Source organism: Streptomyces tsukubensis (assembly GCF_003932715.1).
GTDB classification, from domain to species: Bacteria; Actinomycetota; Actinomycetes; order Streptomycetales; family Streptomycetaceae; genus Streptomyces; species Streptomyces tsukubensis.
Window position 1 is genome coordinate 6,810,537 of record NZ_CP020700.1, and the last position, 20,414, is coordinate 6,830,950.

The 20,414-nt window shown below is 72.9% G+C and carries 13 protein-coding genes; 6 read left to right on the plus strand and 7 right to left on the minus strand.

All coding sequences use genetic code 11. From position 1 onward, the window contains the following. Positions 1-3: 3 nt before the first annotated feature. The 5 genes from B7R87_RS28345 to B7R87_RS28365 form a co-directional block, all read right to left on the minus strand. On the minus strand, positions 4-975 hold the full coding sequence (locus B7R87_RS28345; RefSeq protein ID WP_006345586.1) for an HpcH/HpaI aldolase/citrate lyase family protein: 972 nt from the start codon (positions 973-975) through the stop codon (positions 4-6). Further along, positions 972-3,017, minus strand: a complete 2,046-nt coding sequence (locus tag B7R87_RS28350; RefSeq protein ID WP_078902053.1) for a protein meaA — start codon at positions 3,015-3,017, stop codon at positions 972-974. Before B7R87_RS28350 ends, B7R87_RS28345 begins: the two co-directional genes overlap by 4 nt. Further along, a complete protein-coding gene (gene ccrA / locus B7R87_RS28355) occupies positions 3,010-4,347 on the minus strand; it encodes a crotonyl-CoA carboxylase/reductase (RefSeq protein WP_006345584.1) in 1,338 nt (445 codons plus the stop codon). The genes B7R87_RS28350 and ccrA overlap by 8 nt, the downstream gene beginning before the upstream one ends. 1,278 nt (positions 4,348-5,625) lie before the next feature. After that, positions 5,626-6,486, minus strand: coding sequence for a TetR family transcriptional regulator (locus B7R87_RS28360; RefSeq protein ID WP_233168952.1), 861 nt, complete (start codon positions 6,484-6,486; stop codon positions 5,626-5,628). 123 nt (positions 6,487-6,609) lie between these two features. Beyond that, the gene (locus tag B7R87_RS28365; protein WP_130584807.1) at positions 6,610-8,397 is read right to left on the minus strand and encodes a 3-hydroxyacyl-CoA dehydrogenase family protein; all 1,788 of its coding nucleotides are present in this window, start codon (positions 8,395-8,397) and stop codon (positions 6,610-6,612) included. Between the two features lie 435 nt (positions 8,398-8,832). On the opposite strand from B7R87_RS28365, the gene B7R87_RS28370 reads away from it, so the two are divergent. After that, positions 8,833-9,411, plus strand: a complete 579-nt coding sequence (locus B7R87_RS28370; protein ID WP_130584717.1) for a HEAT repeat domain-containing protein — start codon at positions 8,833-8,835, stop codon at positions 9,409-9,411. Between the two features lie 117 nt (positions 9,412-9,528). Continuing rightward, the gene (locus B7R87_RS28375) at positions 9,529-10,440 is read left to right on the plus strand and encodes an aminoglycoside phosphotransferase family protein (protein ID WP_006345581.1); all 912 of its coding nucleotides are present in this window, start codon (positions 9,529-9,531) and stop codon (positions 10,438-10,440) included. Between the two features lie 30 nt (positions 10,441-10,470). Here the strand turns inward: B7R87_RS28375 and B7R87_RS28380 are convergent, their stop codons facing one another. Then, a complete protein-coding gene (locus B7R87_RS28380) occupies positions 10,471-11,070 on the minus strand; it encodes a hypothetical protein (protein ID WP_006345580.1) in 600 nt (199 codons plus the stop codon). 197 nt (positions 11,071-11,267) lie between these two features. On the opposite strand from B7R87_RS28380, the gene B7R87_RS28385 reads away from it, so the two are divergent. Beyond that, positions 11,268-12,800 carry a helix-turn-helix domain-containing protein gene (locus tag B7R87_RS28385; protein WP_130584718.1) on the plus strand — a complete coding sequence of 511 codons (1,533 nt, stop codon included), beginning with the start codon at positions 11,268-11,270 and terminating at the stop codon, positions 12,798-12,800. 40 nt (positions 12,801-12,840) lie between these two features. Here B7R87_RS28385 and B7R87_RS28390 read toward each other — a convergent pair whose 3' ends face one another. Further along, complete coding sequence (locus tag B7R87_RS28390) at positions 12,841-13,890, minus strand: Rv2578c family radical SAM protein (protein ID WP_006345577.1); 1,050 nt, start codon at positions 13,888-13,890, stop codon at positions 12,841-12,843. A gap of 189 nt (positions 13,891-14,079) precedes the next feature. Between B7R87_RS28390 and B7R87_RS28395 the strand changes: the two genes are divergently transcribed. The 3 genes from B7R87_RS28395 (at position 14,080) to B7R87_RS28405 (ending at position 20,260) form a co-directional block, all read left to right on the plus strand. Next, the gene (locus tag B7R87_RS28395; protein WP_006345576.1) at positions 14,080-14,526 is read left to right on the plus strand and encodes an SRPBCC family protein; all 447 of its coding nucleotides are present in this window, start codon (positions 14,080-14,082) and stop codon (positions 14,524-14,526) included. Between the two features lie 579 nt (positions 14,527-15,105). Further along, positions 15,106-17,577 carry an MFS transporter gene (locus tag B7R87_RS28400; protein ID WP_187144523.1) on the plus strand — a complete coding sequence of 824 codons (2,472 nt, stop codon included), beginning with the start codon at positions 15,106-15,108 and terminating at the stop codon, positions 17,575-17,577. 208 nt (positions 17,578-17,785) lie between these two features. Continuing rightward, entirely contained in the window at positions 17,786-20,260 is a 2,475-nt protein-coding gene (locus B7R87_RS28405; RefSeq protein ID WP_040913410.1) for an ATP-binding SpoIIE family protein phosphatase, read from the plus strand. Positions 20,261-20,414: the final 154 nt, after the last annotated feature.

A 20,414-nucleotide genomic window follows, 5' to 3' on the forward strand; every position in this document is an offset into this window, starting at 1 on the left:
CGCTCATCCCTCCGGGGGTGTGAAGGAGCTGGTACGGGACATTCCGGCGGCCCGGCCCTTACCGGAGACGACGAGCGCCATCTTCCGGCTGGCCTCGTCGATCATCTCGTCGCCGAGCATCGCCGAACCCTTGCGGCCGCCCGCGTCCGAGGTGTGCCAGGCATAGGCGTCGAGGATCAGCTCGGCGTGGTCGAAGTCCTCCTGGGACGGCGAGAAGACCTCGTTCGCCGCCTCGACCTGCCCCGGGTGCAGCACCCACTTGCCGTCGTAGCCCAGGGCCGCCGCCCGCCCGGCCACCTCGCGGAAGCCGTCCACATTGCGGATCTGGAGGTAGGGGCCGTCGATCGCCTGGAGGCCGTGCATCCGGGCGGCCATCAGGATCCGCATCAGGATGTAGTGGTAGGCGTCCGCCGGATAGCCCGGCGGCTGCTCGCCCACGACCAGCGTCCGCATATTGATGGACGCCATGAAGTCCGCCGGGCCGAAGACGATCGTCTCCAGCCGGGGCGAGGCGGCGGCGATGGCGTCCACGTTCACCAGCCCCGCGGCGTTTTCGATTTGCGCCTCGATACCGATCCGGCCGGCCTCGAAGCCCATCGTCTTTTCGATCTGGGTCAGCAGCAGGTCCAGGGCCACGATCTGCTGGGCGTCCTGCACCTTCGGCAGCATGATGCAGTCCAGGTTCGCGCCCGCGCCCTCGACGACCGTCACCACGTCGCGGTACGTCCACTCGGTGGTCCAGTCGTTGACCCGGACCACCCGGGTCTTCGTCCCCCAGTCCCCCTCGTTCAGGAACTTCACGATCGTGTGCCGGGCCTCCGGCTTCGCCAGCGGGGCACAGGCGTCCTCCAGGTCCAGGAAGACCTGGTCGGCCGCGAGCTGCTGGGCCTTCTCCAGGAACCGCGGATTGGAACCGGGCACCGCGAGACAGGAACGGCGGGGCCGCAGCGGCCGTTCGGCGGAGAAGCGGTTCATACGGGGACCTCCAGGGGGTCGAGCTGGTTCGCTTGCCGGATCTCGTCGACGATACGGCCGATGATCTCCGTGATACCGAAGTCCTTCGGGGTGAAGACGGCGGCCACCCCGGCCGCCCGGAGCGCGGCTGCGTCCGCGGCCGGAATGATCCCGCCGACCACCACCGGCAGCTCGGCCGCACCGGCCGCGCGGAGCTGCGCCAGTACCTCGGGCACCAGCTCGGCATGCGATCCGGAGAGGATCGACAGGCCCACACAGTGCACGTCCTCCGCGAGCGCCGCCGACACGATCTGCCCCGGGGTCAGCCGGATGCCCTGGTAGACCACCTCGAACCCGGCGTCCCTGGCCCGTACGGCGATCTGCTCGGCACCGTTGGAATGCCCGTCGAGCCCCGGCTTGCCCACCAGCAGCCGCAGCTTCCCGGCCCCCAGCTCCCGCGCGGTACGGGTCACCTTCTCCCGGACCGCCGCCAGCGGGCTCCCCGGTTCGGCGGTCACCGCGAGCGGCGCGCCCGACACCCCCGTCGGCGCCCGGAACTCGCCGAAGACGTCCCGCAGCGCCCAGCTCCACTCGCCGGTGGTGACGCCCGCGCGGGCGCACTCCAGCGTGGTGGTCATCAGATTGTCCGTACCCGCCGCCGCCTTCTTCAGCGCGGTCAGCGCCTCGGTGGCGCGGGGTTCGTTCCGATCCTCGCGCCAGGAGTGCAGGGCGGCGACCACCCGGGCCTCGTTCGCCGGATCGACCGTCATGATCGCGCCGTCCAGATCGGCGGTCAGCGGATTCTCCTCGGTGCTTTGGAAGACGTTGACCCCGACGATCTTCTCCTCGCCGGCCTCGATCCGGGCCCGCCGCTCGGCGTGCGAGGAGACCAGCTGCGCCTTCAGATAGCCCGACTCCACGGCAGCCATCGCCCCGCCCATCTCCTCGATCCGGGCGATCTCGGCCAGGCACTCCGCCTCCAGCGCGGCGACCTCGGCCTCGATCACCCGGGAGCCCGCGAAGATATCGTCGTACTCCAGCAGATCCGACTCGTGCGCCAGGACCTGCTGGATACGGAGCGACCACTGCTGGTCCCACGGCCGGGGCAGCCCGAGCGCCTCGTTCCACGCCGGAAGCTGTACGGCCCGGGCCCGGGCGTCCTTGGAGAGCGTCACCGCCAGCATCTCCAGCACGATCCGCTGGACGTTGTTCTCCGGCTGTGCCTCGGTCAGCCCCAGCGAGTTGACCTGGACGCCGTAGCGGAACCGGCGCTGCCGGGGGTCCTCGATTCCGTACCGCTCCCGGGTGATCCGGTCCCAGATCCGGCCGAAGGCCCGCATCTTGCACATCTCCTCGATGAACCGGACGCCCGCGTTCACGAAGAAGGAGATCCGGCCCACCACCTCGCCCCTGCGGTCGTCGGGCACCTGTCCGGAGGCGAAGACCGCGTCCAGTACGGCGACCGCCGTCGACATCGCGTAGCTGATCTCCTGGACCGGGGTGGCACCGGCCTCCTGGAGGTGGTAGCTGCAGATGTTGATCGGATTCCACTTGGGCATCCGGCCGACCGTGTACGCGATCATGTCGGTCGTCAGCCGCAGCGAAGGGCCGGGCGGGAAGACGTGCGTCCCGCGCGACAGGTACTCCTTCACGATGTCGTTCTGGGTGGTGCCCTGGAGGGCGGCGAGATCCGTGCCCTGTTCCTCGGCGACGACCTGGTAGAGCGCCAGCAGCCACATCGCGGTGGCGTTGATCGTCATCGACGTGTTCATCTGCCCCAGCGGGATCTCCCGGAACAGCCTCCGCATATCGCCGAGATGGGCGACGGGCACCCCGACCCGGCCGACCTCGCCGCGGGCCAGCAGATGATCGGGGTCGTACCCCGTCTGCGTCGGCAGGTCGAAGGCGACCGACAGGCCCGTCTGCCCCTTGGCGAGATTGCGCCGGTACAGCTCGTTCGAGGCCTCGGCCGTGGAGTGCCCGGCATAGGTGCGCATCAGCCAGGGCCGGTCCTTGCGCCGCGGCTGCCGACCGGCCGCCGCCGGCCCGCCCGCCTCAGACATTGCGGAACCGGTTGATGGCGCCGAGGTGCCGGGCGCGCGTCTCCTCGTCCCGCACACCCATGCCCTCACGGGGTGCCAGACAGAGGACGCCGACCTTGCCCTGGTGGGCGTTGCGGTGGACGTCGTGCGCCGCCTGGCCGGTCTCCGCCAGGGGGTACACCTTCGACAGCGTGGGGTGGATCTTCCCCTTGGCGATCAGCCGGTTGGCCTCCCACGCCTCCCGGTAGTTGGCGAAGTGGGAGCCGATGATCCGCTTCAGCGACATCCAGAGGTAGCGGTTGTCGTACTCGTGCTGATAGCCCGAGGTCGAGGCGCAGGTGACGATCGTGCCGCCCTTGCGGGTGACGTACACGGAGGCCCCGAAGGTCTCCCGGCCGGGGTGCTCGAAGACGATGTCGACGTCCTCGCCGCCGGTCAGCTCACGGATCCGGGCGCCGAACCGCTTCCACTCACGCGGGTCCTGCGACCGCTCGTCCTTCCAGAACCGGTAGTCCTCGGCGCTCCGGTCGATGATCGCCTCCGCGCCCATCGACCGGCAGATGTCCGCCTTGCGGTCGCTGGAGACCACACAGATCGGGTTGGCGCCCCCGGCGAGCGCGAACTGGGTGGCGTACGAGCCGAGCCCGCCGCTCGCACCCCAGATCAGGACGTTGTCGCCCTGCTTCATCCGGGCGCCGTTGCGGGAGACCAGCTGGCGGTACGCGGTGGAGTTCACCAGCCCCGGCGCCGCGGCCTCCTCCCAGGACAGATGGGCTGGCTTGGGCATCAGCTGGTTCGACTTGACCAGCGCGAGTTCGGCGAGGCCGCCGAAGTTGGTCTCGAAGCCCCAGATCCGCTGCTCGGGGTCGAGCATGGTGTCGTTGTGCCCGTCCGAGGACTCCAGCTCCACCGACAGACAGTGGGCGACGACCTCGTCCCCCGGTTTCCAGGCGTTCACCCCGGGCCCGGTGCGCAGGACGACGCCCGCCAGGTCCGAGCCGATGACGTGGTACGGCAGATCGTGCCGCCGGGTGAGTTCGCTGACGCGCCCGTAGCGCTCCAGGAAGCCGAAGGTGGACAGCGGCTCGAAGATCGACGTCCACACGGAGTTGTAGTTGACGGAGCTGGCCATCACGGCGACGAGCGCCTCACCGGGCCCGAGTTCGGGCACCGCGACGTCTTCGACATGCAGCGACTTACGGGGGTCCTTGTCCCGGCTCGGCAGGCCGGCGAACATCTCGGCTTCGTCCTTGTGCACGGTCACCGCGCGGTAGGACTCGGGGACTGCGAGGGCGGCGAAGTCCGCCGGCGTCGCATCCGCCGACGAGATCGCGTCCAGGATTTCCTTCACGGTGTTGCCTCCGGCAAAGCGCGTCGGGGTGTCCTCGCGGACCCCGATGAGGGTGAGGGGCGGTGCAGCTGCGGTGGAGGTGTGCCGTCGGTTCGGCGGGGTCGTGCGGCCGTGCGGGAACACGGCGGTGGGCCTGTGACGCAGGCGTCCGATGACCCGGCCGGCGCGCGGGGGTGACCCGCGGGCCGGCCGTCCGGACACCACTCACGTTATGGCACGCCGTGCCAGCCGACAAGACACTCCGTGCCATTTCTTTTTGTGGGGGGTGCGGGGGCGCGCCGCTGGTGGTTTCGGTTGCGTGTCCGGCCGCGGGCCGTGGCTGGCTTGTCGCGCAGTTCCTCGCGCCCCTTTTTGGGCTGCCCGTCCCTGCTTGGTGCGGCCCCTTCGGTGGTCGAGTCCCGTCACTCCGTGGGGTAGGGCACCGGTCTTGTCGGGTGCGGCCGGGTCGGTGGCCTCCGGGCTCACCTCCTCGCAGACTGCGATGCACCGCCCCGAAGCGCGTCCGGTCTTGTCGCAGCCTGCTGCGGGGGCGACCCTGCACCCCCCTCCGGAGATCACTCCGACTTGACCAGGGGGACGAGGAGTTTCCTCGGTCACCCGCCACGGGGTGGATGCGTACCCGGGGACTGCCCTCCCCGGGGGTTCCGGGATCGCGGCGAGCGCCGTTGACGGCGGGTGTTGCGTGTCCGGCCGCGGGCCGTGGGTGGCTGGTCGCGCAGTTCCGCCCCCTACGCCTGGCGGCGTGGGAGGTACCCCCAGCGCCCCTGGGTTGTCTGCCCTGCCGCCCCTGTTAGGGACGACGACCAAGTGGTTTGGAGCCCCCCTCCCGTGACGCGCGACTTCACCAGGGGGTTCGCGGGCTGATCAGGTCGGGATCACGTGGGAGGGGGGTGCAGGGTCGCCCCCGCAGTGGACCTGCGACAAGCACGGTTTGCCGGAGGGCAGTGCATCGCAGGCCGCGAGGAGGTGAGCCCGGAGGCCACCGACCCACCCGTACCGGCAGGACCGGTGACCTACACCACGGAGCAACGGTCACCCAATCTTTCAGCCCCGCCGGCGCTTGAGGCGCAGGAGCGCCCGCACCTTGCGGGCAACCCCGCCCCGGGGCCCGCGGCCCAACGCAGGAGCCGCCCGCACCCCGCGGGCAACGCCACCCCCGGGGCCCAGGGGCCCAACACGCCCGCACCCCGCGGGCAACCCCGCCCCGGGGGCCCGGGCGTCAGGACGCCCCGCCCCCCGCAGGGGAGCGGCCCCCGGGGGACCCCGGCGCGAGGGACCTCAGCGGGAGGCGCCCCCGCGGGAGGCGCTCCGGCTTCGCAGGGCGCGTTCGATCGTGCGCATCACGTCCGGGAGCGGCGCGTCCGTGCGGGCCACCGCCACCAGGACCTCCTCGTGCGGCTCCGTCACCGTCGCGATCAGCGCCGCGGGGGCCTCGGTGCCGGGGGCCCGCCCGGCCGCCATGATCCCCGTACCGAAGGTGTCCCGGACGATCGCGAACGCGTGGTCGAGCTGTCCTTCGACATCGCCCTGGCCGCCCGCCCGCAGCCACCGCCGCAGGACGTGGTTGTGCGCGGTGACCACGGCGGACGCGGCGACTTCCGCGAGCAGCGGGTCGTCGTTGCCGTCGTGGTGGTCGCGCTCGTCGAAGTGGCCCAGCAGATAGCGGGTGAACAGCCGCTCGTACCTGGCCACGGAGGCGATCTCCCGCTCCCGCAGCGTCGGCACCTCGCGGGTCAGCCGGTAGCGTTCGACGGAGACCGCCGGGGATGCCGCGTACATCCGCATGACTTCCTTGATGCCGCGGCAGACGGTGTCGAGCGGGTGCTCGTGCGGCGGGGCCGCGTTCAGGACGGCCTCCGCGCGCACCAGGGTGTCGTCGTGGTCCGGGAAGATGGCCTCTTCCTTGGAGCGGAAGTGCCGGAAGAACGTGCGCCGGGCGACCCCGGCCGCCGCCGCGATCTCGTCGACGGTCGTCGCCTCGTACCCCTTGGTGGCGAAGAGTTCCATCGCCGCCGCCGCCAGTTCGCGGCGCATCTTCAGTTTCTGCGCGGCCGCACGGGTGCCCGCGGCGCTCTCGGGCGCGTCCGCGGTGCTCTTGGGACGGGTCGTACGACGAGGGGGATCAGCGGGCTGGGCCATGACCTGAACGTACTGCATCCGTGCAGGAGAGCGCGCCTTCGGTCCGGCCCCCGGGACGGCTCCCGCGGGCGCCGGGGAAGGCCCGGCGGGGCGGCCCGGCCGCCCCGCCGGGATGCCGGACGGTCACCGGCGGGCGTACTCGCGGAACCCGCGCCCCGTCTTCCGTCCCAGACAGCCCGCCGCGACCAGATGCTCCAGCAGCGGCGCCGGTGCCAGTCCGGGCTCGCGGAACTCCTCGTACAGCACCTTCTCGATGGCCAGTGACACATCGAGGCCGACGACGTCGAGCAGTTCGAAGGGGCCCATGGGGTAGCCGCCGCCCAGCCGGATCGCCGCGTCGATGTCGTCGACCGACGCATAGTGCTGCTCCAGCATCTTGACCGCGTTGTTCAGATACGGGAAGAGCAGCGCGTTCACGATGAATCCGGCCCGGTCCCCGCAGTCCACCGGGTGCTTCTTGATGGTGGCGGTCAGCGCGCGGACCGTGGCGTGGACGTCGTCCCCGGTCAGGACGGTCCGCACCACCTCGACCAGCTTCATCGCCGGAGCCGGGTTGAAGAAGTGCATCCCGATGACGTCCTGCGGCCGGGAGGTGGCCCTGGCGCAGGCCACCACGGGCAGCGACGAGGTCGTCGTCGCCAGCACCGCGCCCGGTTTGCAGATCCGGTCCAGCGCCGCGAACAGCTTCTGCTTGACGCCGAGGTCCTCGGCGACGGCCTCCAGCACCAGATCGGCTCCGGCGAGGGCGTCCAGGGTCCCGGCGGGCGCGATCCGCCCCAGCGCCGCGTCCCGGGCGGCCTCCGTCGTGCGGCCCTTGGCGACGGAGCGGGTCAGCGAGGCCGCGACCCGTTCCCGGGCCGCCTCGGCCTTGGGGGTCGACCGGGCCGCCAGCACCACGTCGTAGCCCGCCTTGGCGAACACCTCCGCGATCCCGCTGGCCATCGTCCCGGACCCGGCCACCCCGACCGTCCGCACCTCCCGGGGCACCGCGCCCGCCGTCACCGGTGCCGGGGTGAGCGCGTCGGGCACCACTTCCGCGGAGCCCGGCGCGGCATAGGTGTAGAACCCCCGGCCCGCCTTACGGCCCGTCAGCCCCGCCGCGGCGAGCTGCCGCAGCACCGGTGCGGGCGCGTGCAGCCGGTCCTGGGAGTCGGCGTACATGGCCTCCAGCACGGTACGGGCCGTGTCGACGCCGATCAGGTCGAGCAGCGCCAGCGGCCCCATCGGCAGCCCGCACCCCAGGCGCATGGCGGCGTCGATGTCCTCCCGGGACGCGTAGTTCGACTCGTACATCGCGGCGGCCCGGTTCAGATAGCCGAACAGCAGCCCGTCCGCGACGAAACCGGGCCGGTCGCCGACTGCGACGGGCTCCTTGCCCAGATCGCGGGCGAGCCCGGTCACGGCGGCGACCGCCGAGGGCGAGGTCAGGACCGAGGAGACGATCTCGACGAGTTTCATCGCCGGGGCCGGGTTGAAGAAGTGCATGCCCACGACGCGTTCCGGATGGCGGGAGTCGGCGGCGAGCCGGGTCACGGAGAGCGCGTTGGTGCCGGTGGCCAGGATCGCGTCCGGCCGGACGATGCCGTCCAGCTCGCGGAAGACCTGCTGCTTCGTCTCGTACGACTCGGAGACCACCTCGATGACGAGGTCCGCGTCCACGGCCGCGCGCAGGGTGGTCGCGGTCCGCAGCCGGGCCAGGGCCGCCCGGCGGTCGTCCCCGCTGAGCCGCCCGCGTTCCACGGCGCGCGCGGTGGAGGCCTCGACCGTGGTCACGGCGCGGCGGGCGGCGGTCTCGCTGATGTCGATGCCGACCACCTCGCGGCCCGCGCAGGCGAGCACCTCGGCGATACCGGTGCCCATCGTGCCGAGGCCGACGACGGCCACGGTGCGGGCGGAGACGGGAGGGTTCATCGGGTTCACAGGGTCCATCGGGGGACTCCAGGGAGGTGAGTGACGACTGAGGAGACGCCGCGCGCCGGGGCGAGGGGTTGGCGGCGCGCGGCGGGCCGTACGGGGCCGACCGCGGGCACGGGACGTGACAGGCCGCGCCCGGGCACGGGCCCGGAATCCGGTGCTGAAGTGGTACGGGGTGGCGGACCCTGTCCCGGAGTCCTGCCGAGGCGGCGCATCACCGACACACGCGCCGAACTGTCGTGCTCGCCGAACCGATTGCACCCGCGGCGGCTGCGTCACCAGGCCGTCGCGGTCGTGCCGTACGGGGGATACCCCGCTCACCTGAGGTTAACCGGCGGGTAACGAGCGCACCAGACCCCCGGCGGCCCCCGCACGTGTGATCTGGGTCAAGCCCGTCCACGCGGCACCCCGGATGGTCGTTACGCTCAACGGATGGACGACTACGACGAGTTACGGTCGCTGGCCAGGCGGTTGCGGACCGAGTCGGGTGGCACACCGGCGTACGAACGGCTGCTGGTGACGGAGGACCGGGAGGAGCTGGCGGACGTCCTCACCGCGCACGAACGCCCGCTGTGGGCGCGGGAGCTGGCCGCGTTCCGGCTCGGCCGCGCGGGGGACCGGAGGGCGTTCGAGGCGCTGGTCCTGTTGCTGAACCACCGGGACGCCGAACGCTGCGTCTCCGCGGCGCACGCCCTCTACGAGCTGGCCGACCCCCGGACGCCCCGGGCCGCGGCGGCGCTGGCCACCAACGAACTGCGGATCGCCTACGCGCTGACGCCGGTACGGCTCCTGATCCGGCTCCGCGCACCGGAGTCCGCCCCGGCCCTGATCACCGTGCTCCGCCGCCGGCTCGCCCCGGGCGATCCGTACCGGCGGATCGCCCTGGCCTGTGTGGAGGGACTGGGCGCCCTGGGCGATCCGCGGGCCCGTCCGGTCCTGGACGCGGCGCGCGCCCATCCGGCGCTCGCGGCCCCGGCGTCGGCGGCGCTGGCCCGGCTGCCGCCCGGCTGACCCCCGGCCGCCCTTGCCGCGGCGCACGGGCACGGCGGCGGGGCTGCCGCCCGCACCGGGGCCCCGCGGCCCGGAAAGTCGTTGGTGTCCCGCCGGTCCTGTGGTGAGACTGCCGGAATGACCCTCCACGACCACGAGATCCCCGTCGACGCCCCGTTCGTCCGGTCCCTGCTGGCGGCGCAGTGCCCGCAGTGGGCCGGTCTGCCGCTGTCGCCCGCGGGCGCCGGAACGGACAACACCATGTACCGGCTGGGCGGGGAGCTTGTCGTCCGGCTGCCGCGGACCGTGGAGCACGGGGATTCCGTACGGAAGGAGCAGACGTGGCTGCCGCGTCTGGCGCCCCTGCTGCGGAGCGTCCGGATCCCCGAACTCGTCCACGCCGGAGTGCCGGAGGGCGCCTGTCCCGCGGTCTGGTCGGTGCACCGGTGGATCGACGGTGACACCGTCGGCCCGGATACCGTCCGGGACTGGCCGGCCCTCGGCGCCGATCTGGCGGCCTTCGTCCGCGAGCTGCACGGCACCGGGCTCATGGGCGCGGAGCGCACCGGTGACCTCGCCGGATACCGGGGCGGGGACCTGGAGCCCTTCGCCCCCCGGGTCGACCAGGCGTTCGCCGCCCTGCGGGCCGTCGACGGCGGCGGGCTGGACATCGACACCCTGGAGCGGCTCTGGCGGGCCGGGCTCGCCCTGCCCCGGGCCGGCGGACCCCGGGGGTGGCTCCACGGCGATCTGAAGCCGGGCAATCTGCTGGTCCGGGACGGGCGGCTGCACGCCGTGATCGACTTCGGCGGGCTCTCGGTCGGCCTGCCCGACGCCGAACACGCCGCCGTCTGGGATCTGCCTCCGCAGGCCCGGCAGGCCTACTGGGATGCGGCGGACCTCTCCGACGCGACCTGGAGCCGCGCCCGTGCCTGGGCGATCGCGGTGGCGGTGAACGGGATCCCGTACTACCTCCGCACCTATCCCGCGTTCGTCGCCGAATGCCGGGCGCGGCTGGCGGCGGTGCTCGCGGACGCCGCCGGGCGCTGACCCGGCGGCCGTTCCGGGGCGGCCCGCGGGTCAGTGCAGCTTGGTGACGGCGGTGACCGTGGTCGTCCGGAACGCGGTCACCGCCGCTGCGGACACGTCCCCGAGCTGCCCCCATGCCACCACGGTGACCGTCCGCCCGTCGCGCCCCACCGCGTACAGCGCCGCGTCGTTCGTACCGCCCACCGGGTCCTCGGTGTCGATGCCGTAGACATAGGCGCCCTCCTCGACCGACAGGGCGCCGTGGTAGACGCTCGTGCCGACCAGAGCGGGGTTCTGGGCGCGCATCCGGTCGAAGCAGTTCGCGATCTGCTTGCGGAGGTTGGTGACGAGCTGCTTGGCCTTCGCCTCGCTGGCGGCGACCGTGTTCGTCTGACGGGCGCCGGTGTCGAGTTCGGTGTGGAACAGCTTGTGCTTGCTTGCCGCGCGCGGTGCGGTGGCGCCGGTGCAGAAGTCGTCCGGCAGCCCCGGGGTGACCGGTCCCGCGGTCCACGGGGTGGGCGCGGGCGGCAGCTGGGAGGCGGACAGGAACGCCGGGGCGGGAGCGGCGCTGGCCCACGACAGGGCGGTGAACGTGAAGCCCAGGGCCGCGGTGGTCACCGCGGCGGAGCGGAGCATCTTCGGCTGAGTCATGTGAACAGTCCCCGTTTGCTCGGTCGGTGCAGATCGGCTGAGCAGCCGTGACCAGCTTCGGGAGTGCGGCGGTACGGCCACAAGGCCTCCGGGCGCCCCTGGGACGGTGGAACCATTCCACCCCCGTTGACGTGGGAGAACACAGGGGGGTGGAATGCCGCCCCGGACGGCGCGGCGGGGTGGAAGCGGAGGCGGTCGTGAGCACGGAGCGGGATGCGGAGGGCTCGGCCGCCGGGGCGTTCGCCCGGCGGCTGTGCGAGCTCCGCGAGGGGTCTGGCCGGAGTTACGGCTCCCTGGCACGCCGCATCGGAGTGAGCGCTTCCACTCTGCACCGCTACTGTTCGGGCGCCACGGTCCCCGCGGAGTTCGCCCCGGTGGAACGGCTCGCCCGGTTCTGCGGCTGTACGGGGGACGAGGTCGTCGCCCTCCACCGGGCCTGGGTGCTCGCGGACGCGGAACGCACCCTCCGGCAGGAGTCGGCGGCCCGCGCGACGGGCCCGGCAGCCCCGGAGGACCGTGCCGCCCCGGCTCCCGGCCCCGGCAGCGGGGGTGCGGACGGCAAGGGCTCCGGTGGTGCGGCCGAGGCCGCCGGGACGGTCATCCTCGCCCGCGTCCGGCGCCGTCCGGGGCGGGCCGTCACGTCGCCCGCCGGGCGGTCCGCGCTCGCCGCGGGTGTCGTGGCGCTCGCCGCCGCTCTGGTCCTCGGACTCGTCGCCTACGGGAAGCCCCCGGAGCGCCCCGCGGCCACGGCATCCCCGGAGGGCGGCGAACCCGTCGGGCGGGGCGAGCAGGTGGGCGGACGGGACGGTGGGGCGCCGCCCGGCCGTCCCTCGGCGCGTCCTTCGGCTTCCACGGGCGCCGGACCGTCGCGTCCGGCCGGCACCCCGCCCACCGCTTCCGTCCGTTCGCCGCGCGGTGTCACGGGCGCGGCGCCCCCCGCGGCGACCCCGGTGGCCGGAGCCCCCTTCACCGTCGACGCCGACGGCCATCAGTGGGCGTACGGCTGCGGCCACGAGTATCTGGTGGCCCGGGAGCCGTCCGCCGTGCCTCCGCCGCCCGTCGAGGCCGACGCCCCGGCCTGGGCGGGCGCCCTCGGCGCGGTCCACGGCAGGGAGACCCGGGTGCGGATCACCGTGCAGGGCACCCGGGAGGAGGCGGTCGTCCTCCACGGTCTCCAGGTGCGGACCGCGGCCCGGCGCGAACCTCCCGCCACGGGCGGCGTCTACCGGATGGACCAGGGCTGCGGCGGAGTGCTCACCCCCCGCGCCTTCGAGGTGGACCTCGACCGGCGGCGCCCGGTGGCCCGCTCCGTCGCCGGGTACGGCGAGAACGGTCCGATCCCGGCGGTTTCGTTCCCCTACCGGGTGTCGCTGCGCGACCCCGAGGTGCTGCTGGTCACCGCGAACGCCGCGCGGTGCGACTGCGACTGGTACCTGGAGCTGGAGTGGAGCAGCGGCGGCCGCCGGGGCGTGGTCCGGATCGACGACGGCGGCCGCCCCTTCCGTACGAGCGCGATCGCGGGGCGGCCGGTGTACGAGTACGACACCGGGGCCCGCCGCTGGACCGCCGCGGGCTCCGGAGCGGACGCCGTGTCCGAGGGCCCCGGCGCCGAGGGCCACGGGGGCTCTGCGGGGCCGGGCCCGCGGGCGTACCCCACGTCCGGCACTTCCGCGCCGCCCACCGCGGACGGTGCCTCGCCGCCGTCCTGGAGGAAGCCCGCCCGCTCGTAGCGCTCCTCCTTGAGGATCCCGGCCACCTCCTGCGGTGATCTCACAGGAAGGTCAGCTGGGTCGGTCCGGCGGCCGCTGCCACGGCGGGCGCGGGCTCGGGGAGGGCGATGCGCCGGGGCGCCCCCCGGTCCGCGGGGCCGATGCCGAACTCCGCCGCCAGTTCGTGCACCTGGCGGGTGATCCGCCGCTGGTACCAGGTGGGGGCGTAGGCCCCGGCCGCGTACATCCGCTCATAGCGCGGGACCAGCCGTGGATGGTGTTCGGCCAGCCACTGCATGAACCATTCGCGGGCGCCGGGCCGCAGATGCAGGACGAGCGGGGTCACCGAGGTCGCCCCGGCGGCGGCGATCGCCCGCACGGTGGCGCGCAGCTGCTCGGGGCGGTCGCCGAGGAAGGGAATCACCGGCGCCATCAGCACTCCGCAGCCGATGCCGTGGTCGCCGAGGGTCCGTACGACGTCGAGCCGGCGTTCGGGCGAGGGGGTGCCGGGTTCGACCGTGCGCCACAGCTCGTCGTCGAGGAAGCCGACGGAGACGGAGATACCGACCTCCGTGACCTCGGCGGCCTGCCGCAGCAGCTCCAGATCACGGAGGATCAGGGTGCCCTTGGTGAGGATGGAGAAGGGGTTGGCGTGGTCGCGCAGGGCCGCGATGATGCCGGGCATGAGCCGGTAGCGTCCCTCCGCTCGTTGGTAACAATCCACATTGGTGCCCATCGCGATATGCGCGCCGTGCCACTGCCGGGAGCCGAGCTGTCTGCGGAGCAGCTCCGGGGCGTTGATCTTGACCACGATCTGGGAGTCGAAGCCGAGCCCGGTGTCCAGGTCCAGATAACTATGTGTTTTCCGGGCAAAGCAGTACACGCAGGCGTGGGTGCACCCCCGATAGGGATTGACCGTCCATTCGAACGGCATCCGGGAGGCTCCGGGCACCTGGTTGACGATCGAACGCGCCCGTACCTCGTGGAAGGTGATGCCTCTGAACTCCGGCGTGTCGAAGGTCCGGGTGGTCACCGCTTCCGTACCGAACAGGGCGGGGTTCGCGGTGCCCCGGGCGGGGTTGGTGTCGTCGGCCAGATGGTCCCAGCGCATGGTCGGCCTCCTCGGCGGTGCTCGAAACACACAATAGAACAAGTGTTCCCATGATCGCCGTGGGGCCGCTCCGGAGCGGCCGCCGCGCCCGGGGCAGTGTGCCGTCTGCCGCCCCCCGGATTTGGGCCCGTGCGGACGAGGTGGTTGGCTAGCGCCACCCCCGAACAACCGAATGCTGGAGGAACGGCAATGGCGCAGGTCGAGGCCACGACGGAACGCATCATCGCGGCGAAGGCAGAGGACGTTTTCGACACCCTGGCCGACTACGAGAACAGCCGGGGGAAGCTGCTGACCGAGCACTTCAGCGAATACGAGGTCCGGGAGGGCGGCGACGGCGAGGGAACCCTGGTCCACTGGCGGCTCCAGGCCACCAGCAAGCGCGTCCGCGACTGTCTGCTGGAGGTCACCGAGCCCACGGACGGTCAGCTCGTCGAGAAGGACCGCAACTCGTCCATGGTGACCACCTGGACCGTCACCCCCGCGGGCGAGGGGAAGTCCAAGGCCGTGGTGGTCACGGTCTGGAACGGCGCGGGCGGTATCGGCGGCTTCTTCGAGCGCACCTTCGCCCCCAAGGGCCTCGCCCGCATCTACGACGGCGTGCTGGCCCGGCTCGCGGCGGAGGTCGAGAAGGCCTGACCCCGGCGGCGGCGCGCCCGCGCCGTGCTTCCGGGCGGGGCCTCGGGGCGTACCCGCCCGGTCAACGGGGGCCGCGGGCCCCGTCGGCAGCGTGCCGCCGGGCGCCACTCTCCGCAGGGCCCCGTCCCGATGACGGACGGCACGCCAGGGTGACGAAACGGCACGGACCGGATTCCGCAGCCCGTCGCCGGCGACCGGTGCGGGCCGCCGTGTGCCCGCACACACGCCCGGGCGGTGAACCGCACGACGGACACCGAGGCCCGGGCCCGGCAGCCGCGGCGGTGGTCCCCGGAGGCCCTCCGCCGTTCGGCCGTCGCGGCTCCGCGCCACGGCCGTCACCCGCCCGGCCCCGCGCCGCGGCCGTCACCGGATCGGGTGGTTTCCGGGGCGGGCGGCCGGTGCGCCCCGCGCACCCCGGCCCCGGGAGAAAGCCGCTGATGAGCGCCCGACGTGCGCCCCGGCCCGACCGCGGACCCCACGGCCCCGACCCGTCCCGGCACGATCCGCCCGCCCCATTCCCCCTGCCGCGACCCCGCAGACTGACGGCCGCGCAAGGCGTTGATCGAGGGGAGCGGACACGTGGGCGGCAGCACTCTGGTGAAGGGCGAGCAGGCCGCGCCACCGGTCCCCGGCGAGCCCGAACCGCCCGGACCCCCCGCGCCCCCGCCCGGTCCCGGGCCCGGCACCGCGCTCGGCCCCCGCCGGGTCCGCCTGGTCTTCTTCGGGCTGCTCCTGGCGCTGCTCCTCGCCGCCCTGGAGCAGATGATCGTCGCCACCGCGCTGCCGAAGATCGTCGGCGAACTCCACGGCCTGGACCGGATGTCCTGGGCCATCACCGCCTATCTGCTGACCTCGACGATCACCCTGCCCGTCTACGGAAAGCTCGGTGACCTCTACGGCCGCAAGGGCGTCTTCCAGTTCGCCATCGTCGTCTTCGTCATCGGCTCCGCCCTCGCGGGCTGGTCCCGCTCCATGGACCAGCTCATCGCCTTCCGCGCCCTCCAGGGCATCGGCGCGGGCGGACTGATCATCGGGGTCCAGGCGATCATCGCGGATATCGTCCCGGCCCGGGACCGCGGCCGCTTCATGGGCCTCATCGGCGCCGCCTTCGGACTCGCCTCCGTCGCCGGACCACTCCTCGGCGGCTTCTTCACCGACCATGTCTCCTGGCGCTGGTGCTTCTACTTCAACGTCCCCTTCGGCATCGCCACCCTGCTGGTCGTCAGCGCCGTACTGAAACTGCCGCGGCCCGACCGGCGCGGCAGGCTGGACATCCTCGGCACCCTGCTGCTCGCCGCCGCCTCCACCTGCCTCGTCCTCCTGACGAGCTGGGGCGGCACGGAACACGCCTGGGACTCGGTCACCATCATCGGACTGGCCGCCGGAGCCGCCGTAACGACTCTGCTCTTCCTCGTCGTCGAGGCGTACGCCCCCGAACCGATCATCCCGCTCCGCCTGTTCCGCGACTCCGTCTTCAACATCACCGGGCTCGTCGGCGCCGCCGCGGGCATCGCGCTCTTCGGCGCCGGCAGCTATCTGCCGACCTTCCTCCAGATGGTCGACGGGGCGTCCGCCACCGAGTCCGGGCTGCTGATGCTGCCCATGATGGGCGGCATCGTCATCGCGTCCATCGTCTCCGGACAGCTCATCAGCCGCACCGGCCGCTACCGCTCCCACCCCGTCATCGGCTCGCTGGTCGCCGCCGTCGGCATGTGGCTCCTCTCCCGGCTCGACACCGACACCCCCCGCTGGGAGTACGGCATCTGGCAGGCCGTCCTCGGCACCGGCGTCGGACTGGTGCTGCCGGTGCTGATCCTGGCCGTCCAGAACTCGGTACGCCCCGCCGACCTCGGCACCGCGACCAGCGCCAACACCTACTTCCGGCAGATCGGCGGCAGCGTAGGCGCCGCCGTCTTCGGAACCCTGTTCGCGCAGCGGCTCACCGAAGCCCTCGCCGACAAGCTGCCCGGCGCCACCGGGCTCCCGGCCGGAATCGACCCCGAATCGGTCACTCCCGAACTGGTCCACGGACTGCCGCCCGAGGTCCGGGACGCGTACATCGCCGCCTATGCCGAGGCGATGCCGCGGATCTTCCTCTATCTGGTGCCCGTCCTGCTGCTCGGCCTCCTGATCGCCTGCTTCCTCAAGGAGAAACCCCTGGTGTCCCAGAACGTGCCCCTCGCCGAGACCACCGAGAGCCTTCCGTACGAGCGGTACGAGCGGTCCGACCCGTACGACGCCGCTGTCGCATCCGTGCCACCGGCCCGCAGCGCCGTGGCGCAGCCGGCTCCCTTCGGAGTCCCGGTCTGCGGGACCGTGCAGCACTACGACGGTACGAGCGTGCCCCGCGCCGCCCTCACCCTCATCGACGTCCGGGGGCAGCAGATCGGGCGCGGCGCCAGCGGTGACGACGGGCGCTACGCCCTGAGCGTCCCCGGGCCCGGCTCGTACGTCATGATCGCGGCGGCCGGGGGCCACCAGCCGCAGGCCGTGACCGTCACCGTCGGGGAGCGGCCCGTCGAACTCGACGTCGTGCTCGGCGGTGCCGGACGGCTCGCGGGCTCGGTGTGCACCGCCGACGGCATTCCGGTACGGGACGCCACCGTCACCCTCACCGATGTCCGCGGGGACGTCGTCGCCACGGCTCGCAGCGGACGCGAGGGGGGCTATGTGATGGGCGAACTGGTCGCCGGGGAGTACACCCTGGCCGCCAGCGCCCCGGCCTTCCGGCCCACGGCGCTCGCGGTGAGCGTGCAGGCCTCCCGCGAGACCCGGCAGGACATCGAACTGGCCGGGGGCGCGGTGCTGCGCGGCACCGTGCGCGCCGGGGGCGGCCGGCCCGTCGAGGAGGCCCGGGTGACGCTGCTGGACGCCGCCGGGAACGTGGTCGACACCCTCACCACCGGAGCCGACGGCACCTTCCGGTTCGTCGACCTGTCGTCGGGCGAGTACACGGTGATCGCCGCCGGGTATCCGCCGGTCGCGACGGTGCTCCAGGTCGCGGGCGGCGGCCGGACCGAACGCGATCTCCAGCTGGGCCACGCGGACTGATGCCACTCTGCCGCCGTGCCGTGCCGGCTCGGCGGCACGGGTGTGTCCGGGCCGCGACTCCCGGCACCGGTTCGCGCAAGAGGGCCCCGTACGCCGGATTCGCGCGGGCGCACGACCGATTCGGCCGTTGCGCCCCGCACGGAGTGCCGTGCGCCGTACGGTGGTCACAGGCCGCGTAGCCCCGCGGCGCGGAAGGAGCCTCCCACCCATGGACCGTGGTGTTCCGCCGAGAGTGCCGCGGCAGCACGCCGTGGACGGCCGGATTCCGCTGGCCGTGGTCGTCGTGGACGGTGACGGCCTGGTGTCCCATTGGTCGACCGGTGCGCGACGGCTGTTCGGCCCCGGGCGGGAGGAGGCGGTCGGCCGGGCCGCGACCGATTTACTCCCCGTCTCCGGTGCGCTGACGGAGCATCCGTACGGAGCGGAGGACGACGGGCTCGACGGTCCGGGTGAGCCGGGCGGCGCCGAGGACTTCGCGGGACCCGGGCTCCATGCCTCCCTCACCGGCCGCAGCTCCTACCCGTCCGCGGGCCGGGCCCGGCTCTCCGAACCCGGCCGGGACCGGATCGACGTGCTGTGGTGGGCCTACCCCATGGTCGGCCCGGGCCCGGAGAAGCTGATCGTCCTGGCGGCCGGTGCCGCCCAGTTCACCGGGGGCGCTCGGGGCGGGGACCCGGCCGCCCGGACCGCCGCGGACGGCGTCGAACGCATCACCCCCGCCTTCGCCCTCCACACCGACTTCCCCGGCGCCGACGAACTCGCCCGGAGACTGCCCGAGATCCTCCCGAGCATGAGTGTCACCGAGGCCACCCGGATCGTCTCCCAGATCCTCGAACTCGGCTATCCGGTACTGGAGTTCAGCCACCACGACCGGGTGCCCGTCACCGCCGACTGGGGAGTGCCCCGCCGCACCGAACGCCGGGCGCGGCGCCGGGCCGCGGAGGACGCTGCCGCCGCCGGGCACACCCTGGACGACGAGGCCAGGGCCGATCTCGCCGAGGACCTGGAGTACGCCGCCGTACGCGAACGCCTCGAATTCCTCAACGAGGTCAGCGGGCGCATCGGCTCCTCCCTCGACCTGACCCGGACGATCCACGAGGTCAGCGCCGCCGTCGTCCCCCGCTTCACCGATGTCGCGGGCACCTATCTGCGCGAGCAGGTCGTCGCGGGCGAGGGCTTCCCCGACGGGCCGCCCGACGCCATGACGATGTGGCACCGCGTCGCCGTCGAACACGTCGACGAACCCGGCCGCTGGGACGACGTCATTCCGGTCGGGGAGTCCATGCCGTTCCCCGAACACACCCCGTTCTTCCGGTGCATGACCACCGGCGACCCCGTCCTGGTGCCGCGGATCAGCGAGCAGCTGGGCACCGCCATCGCCTCCCAGTTCGAGAAACGGGACATCCGGCCGCTGATCAACGGCCGGTCCATGCTGGTGGTACCGCTCAAGGCACGGAACGTGGTGCTCGGCTTCATGATCCTGCTCCGCCATCCCGAGCGGGACGAGTTCAACGACATGGACCGGGTGACCGGCGCCGAACTCGCCGCCCGGGCCGGTCTCGTCCTCGACAACGCCCGGATGTACACGTACCAGGAGAACGTCGCCGAGACCCTCCAGGACTCCATGCTGCCGCAGGTCCCCGCGCGGATGGCGGGCTGCGACACCGCCACCCGCTATCTGCCGGGCACCCTGCTCGGCCGGGTCGGCGGGGACTGGTTCGACTCGGTCAAACTCCCCGGCTCCCGGGTCGCCCTGGTCGTCGGCGACGTGATGGGCCACGGGCTGAACTCGGCCGCCATGATGGGCCAGCTGCGCACCGCCGTACAGACCATGGCGGCCCTCGACGTGCCGCCCGCGCAACTGCTGCGCAATCTCGACGACCTCGCCCAGCGACTCGGCGAGAACTACCTCGCCACCTGCCTCTACGCGGTCTACGACCCCATCGGCCACGAACTGGTCATCGCCAACGCCGGACATGTGCCGCCGGTGCTGGTCCGGGCCGCCGACGGCCGCAGCGAACTGCTCGACCTGCCGACCGGCGCCCCCATCGGCGTCGGCGGCGTGCCCTTCGAGAGCCGCCGGATCCGGGTGGCCCCCGGCGACCGGCTCGTCATGTGCACCGACGGGCTGGTCGAGATGCGCGGCGAGGACATCGGGGTCGGGCTCGCCACCCTCTGCGAGTCCGCCGCCCACCCCGCCGCGTCGATGGACGACGCCTGCGACACCATCATCCGCGCCCTGAACACCCGGGGCGGACGCAAGGACGACGTGGCCCTGCTGATGGCCCGGCTCAACGGCATCCCCGACGAGTCGGTCGCCGTCTGGGAGCTGTCGCTGGAACCCCGTGAGGCGGCCAGGGCCCGCCGGCTGGTCCGGGGCCAGTTGCGCCACTGGGGCCTCGACACCATCAGCGGCACGGTGGAACTGCTGGTCGGCGAGATCGTCGCGAACGCGGTGCAGCACGCCTCCGGACGCCGTGCCGAACTGAGGCTGGTGCGGGCGCAGACCCTGCTGTGCGAACTCTCCGACGAGGACCACGCCCTGCCGGTCCTGCGGGACACCGGCCCCGATGACGAGTCGGGGCGGGGGCTCCGGGTGGTCAGTTCGCTGGCCCGGGAGTGGGGCACCGGACGGACCCGCGACGGGAAGACGGTCTGGTTCGAGACCGGTCTCCGCCAGTGACCCGAGCCGGAAGTCCGGCATGGGGCCGGGCGCGGGCCGTCCCGGGTCACTGCGGGATCACGGATACGAACCTCACACCCGGAGACGGATCCTCGGGGCGCGAAATCGCATCCTAGGAAACGGATGTGAGCCGGTGTCACTCGTTTCACCCGCG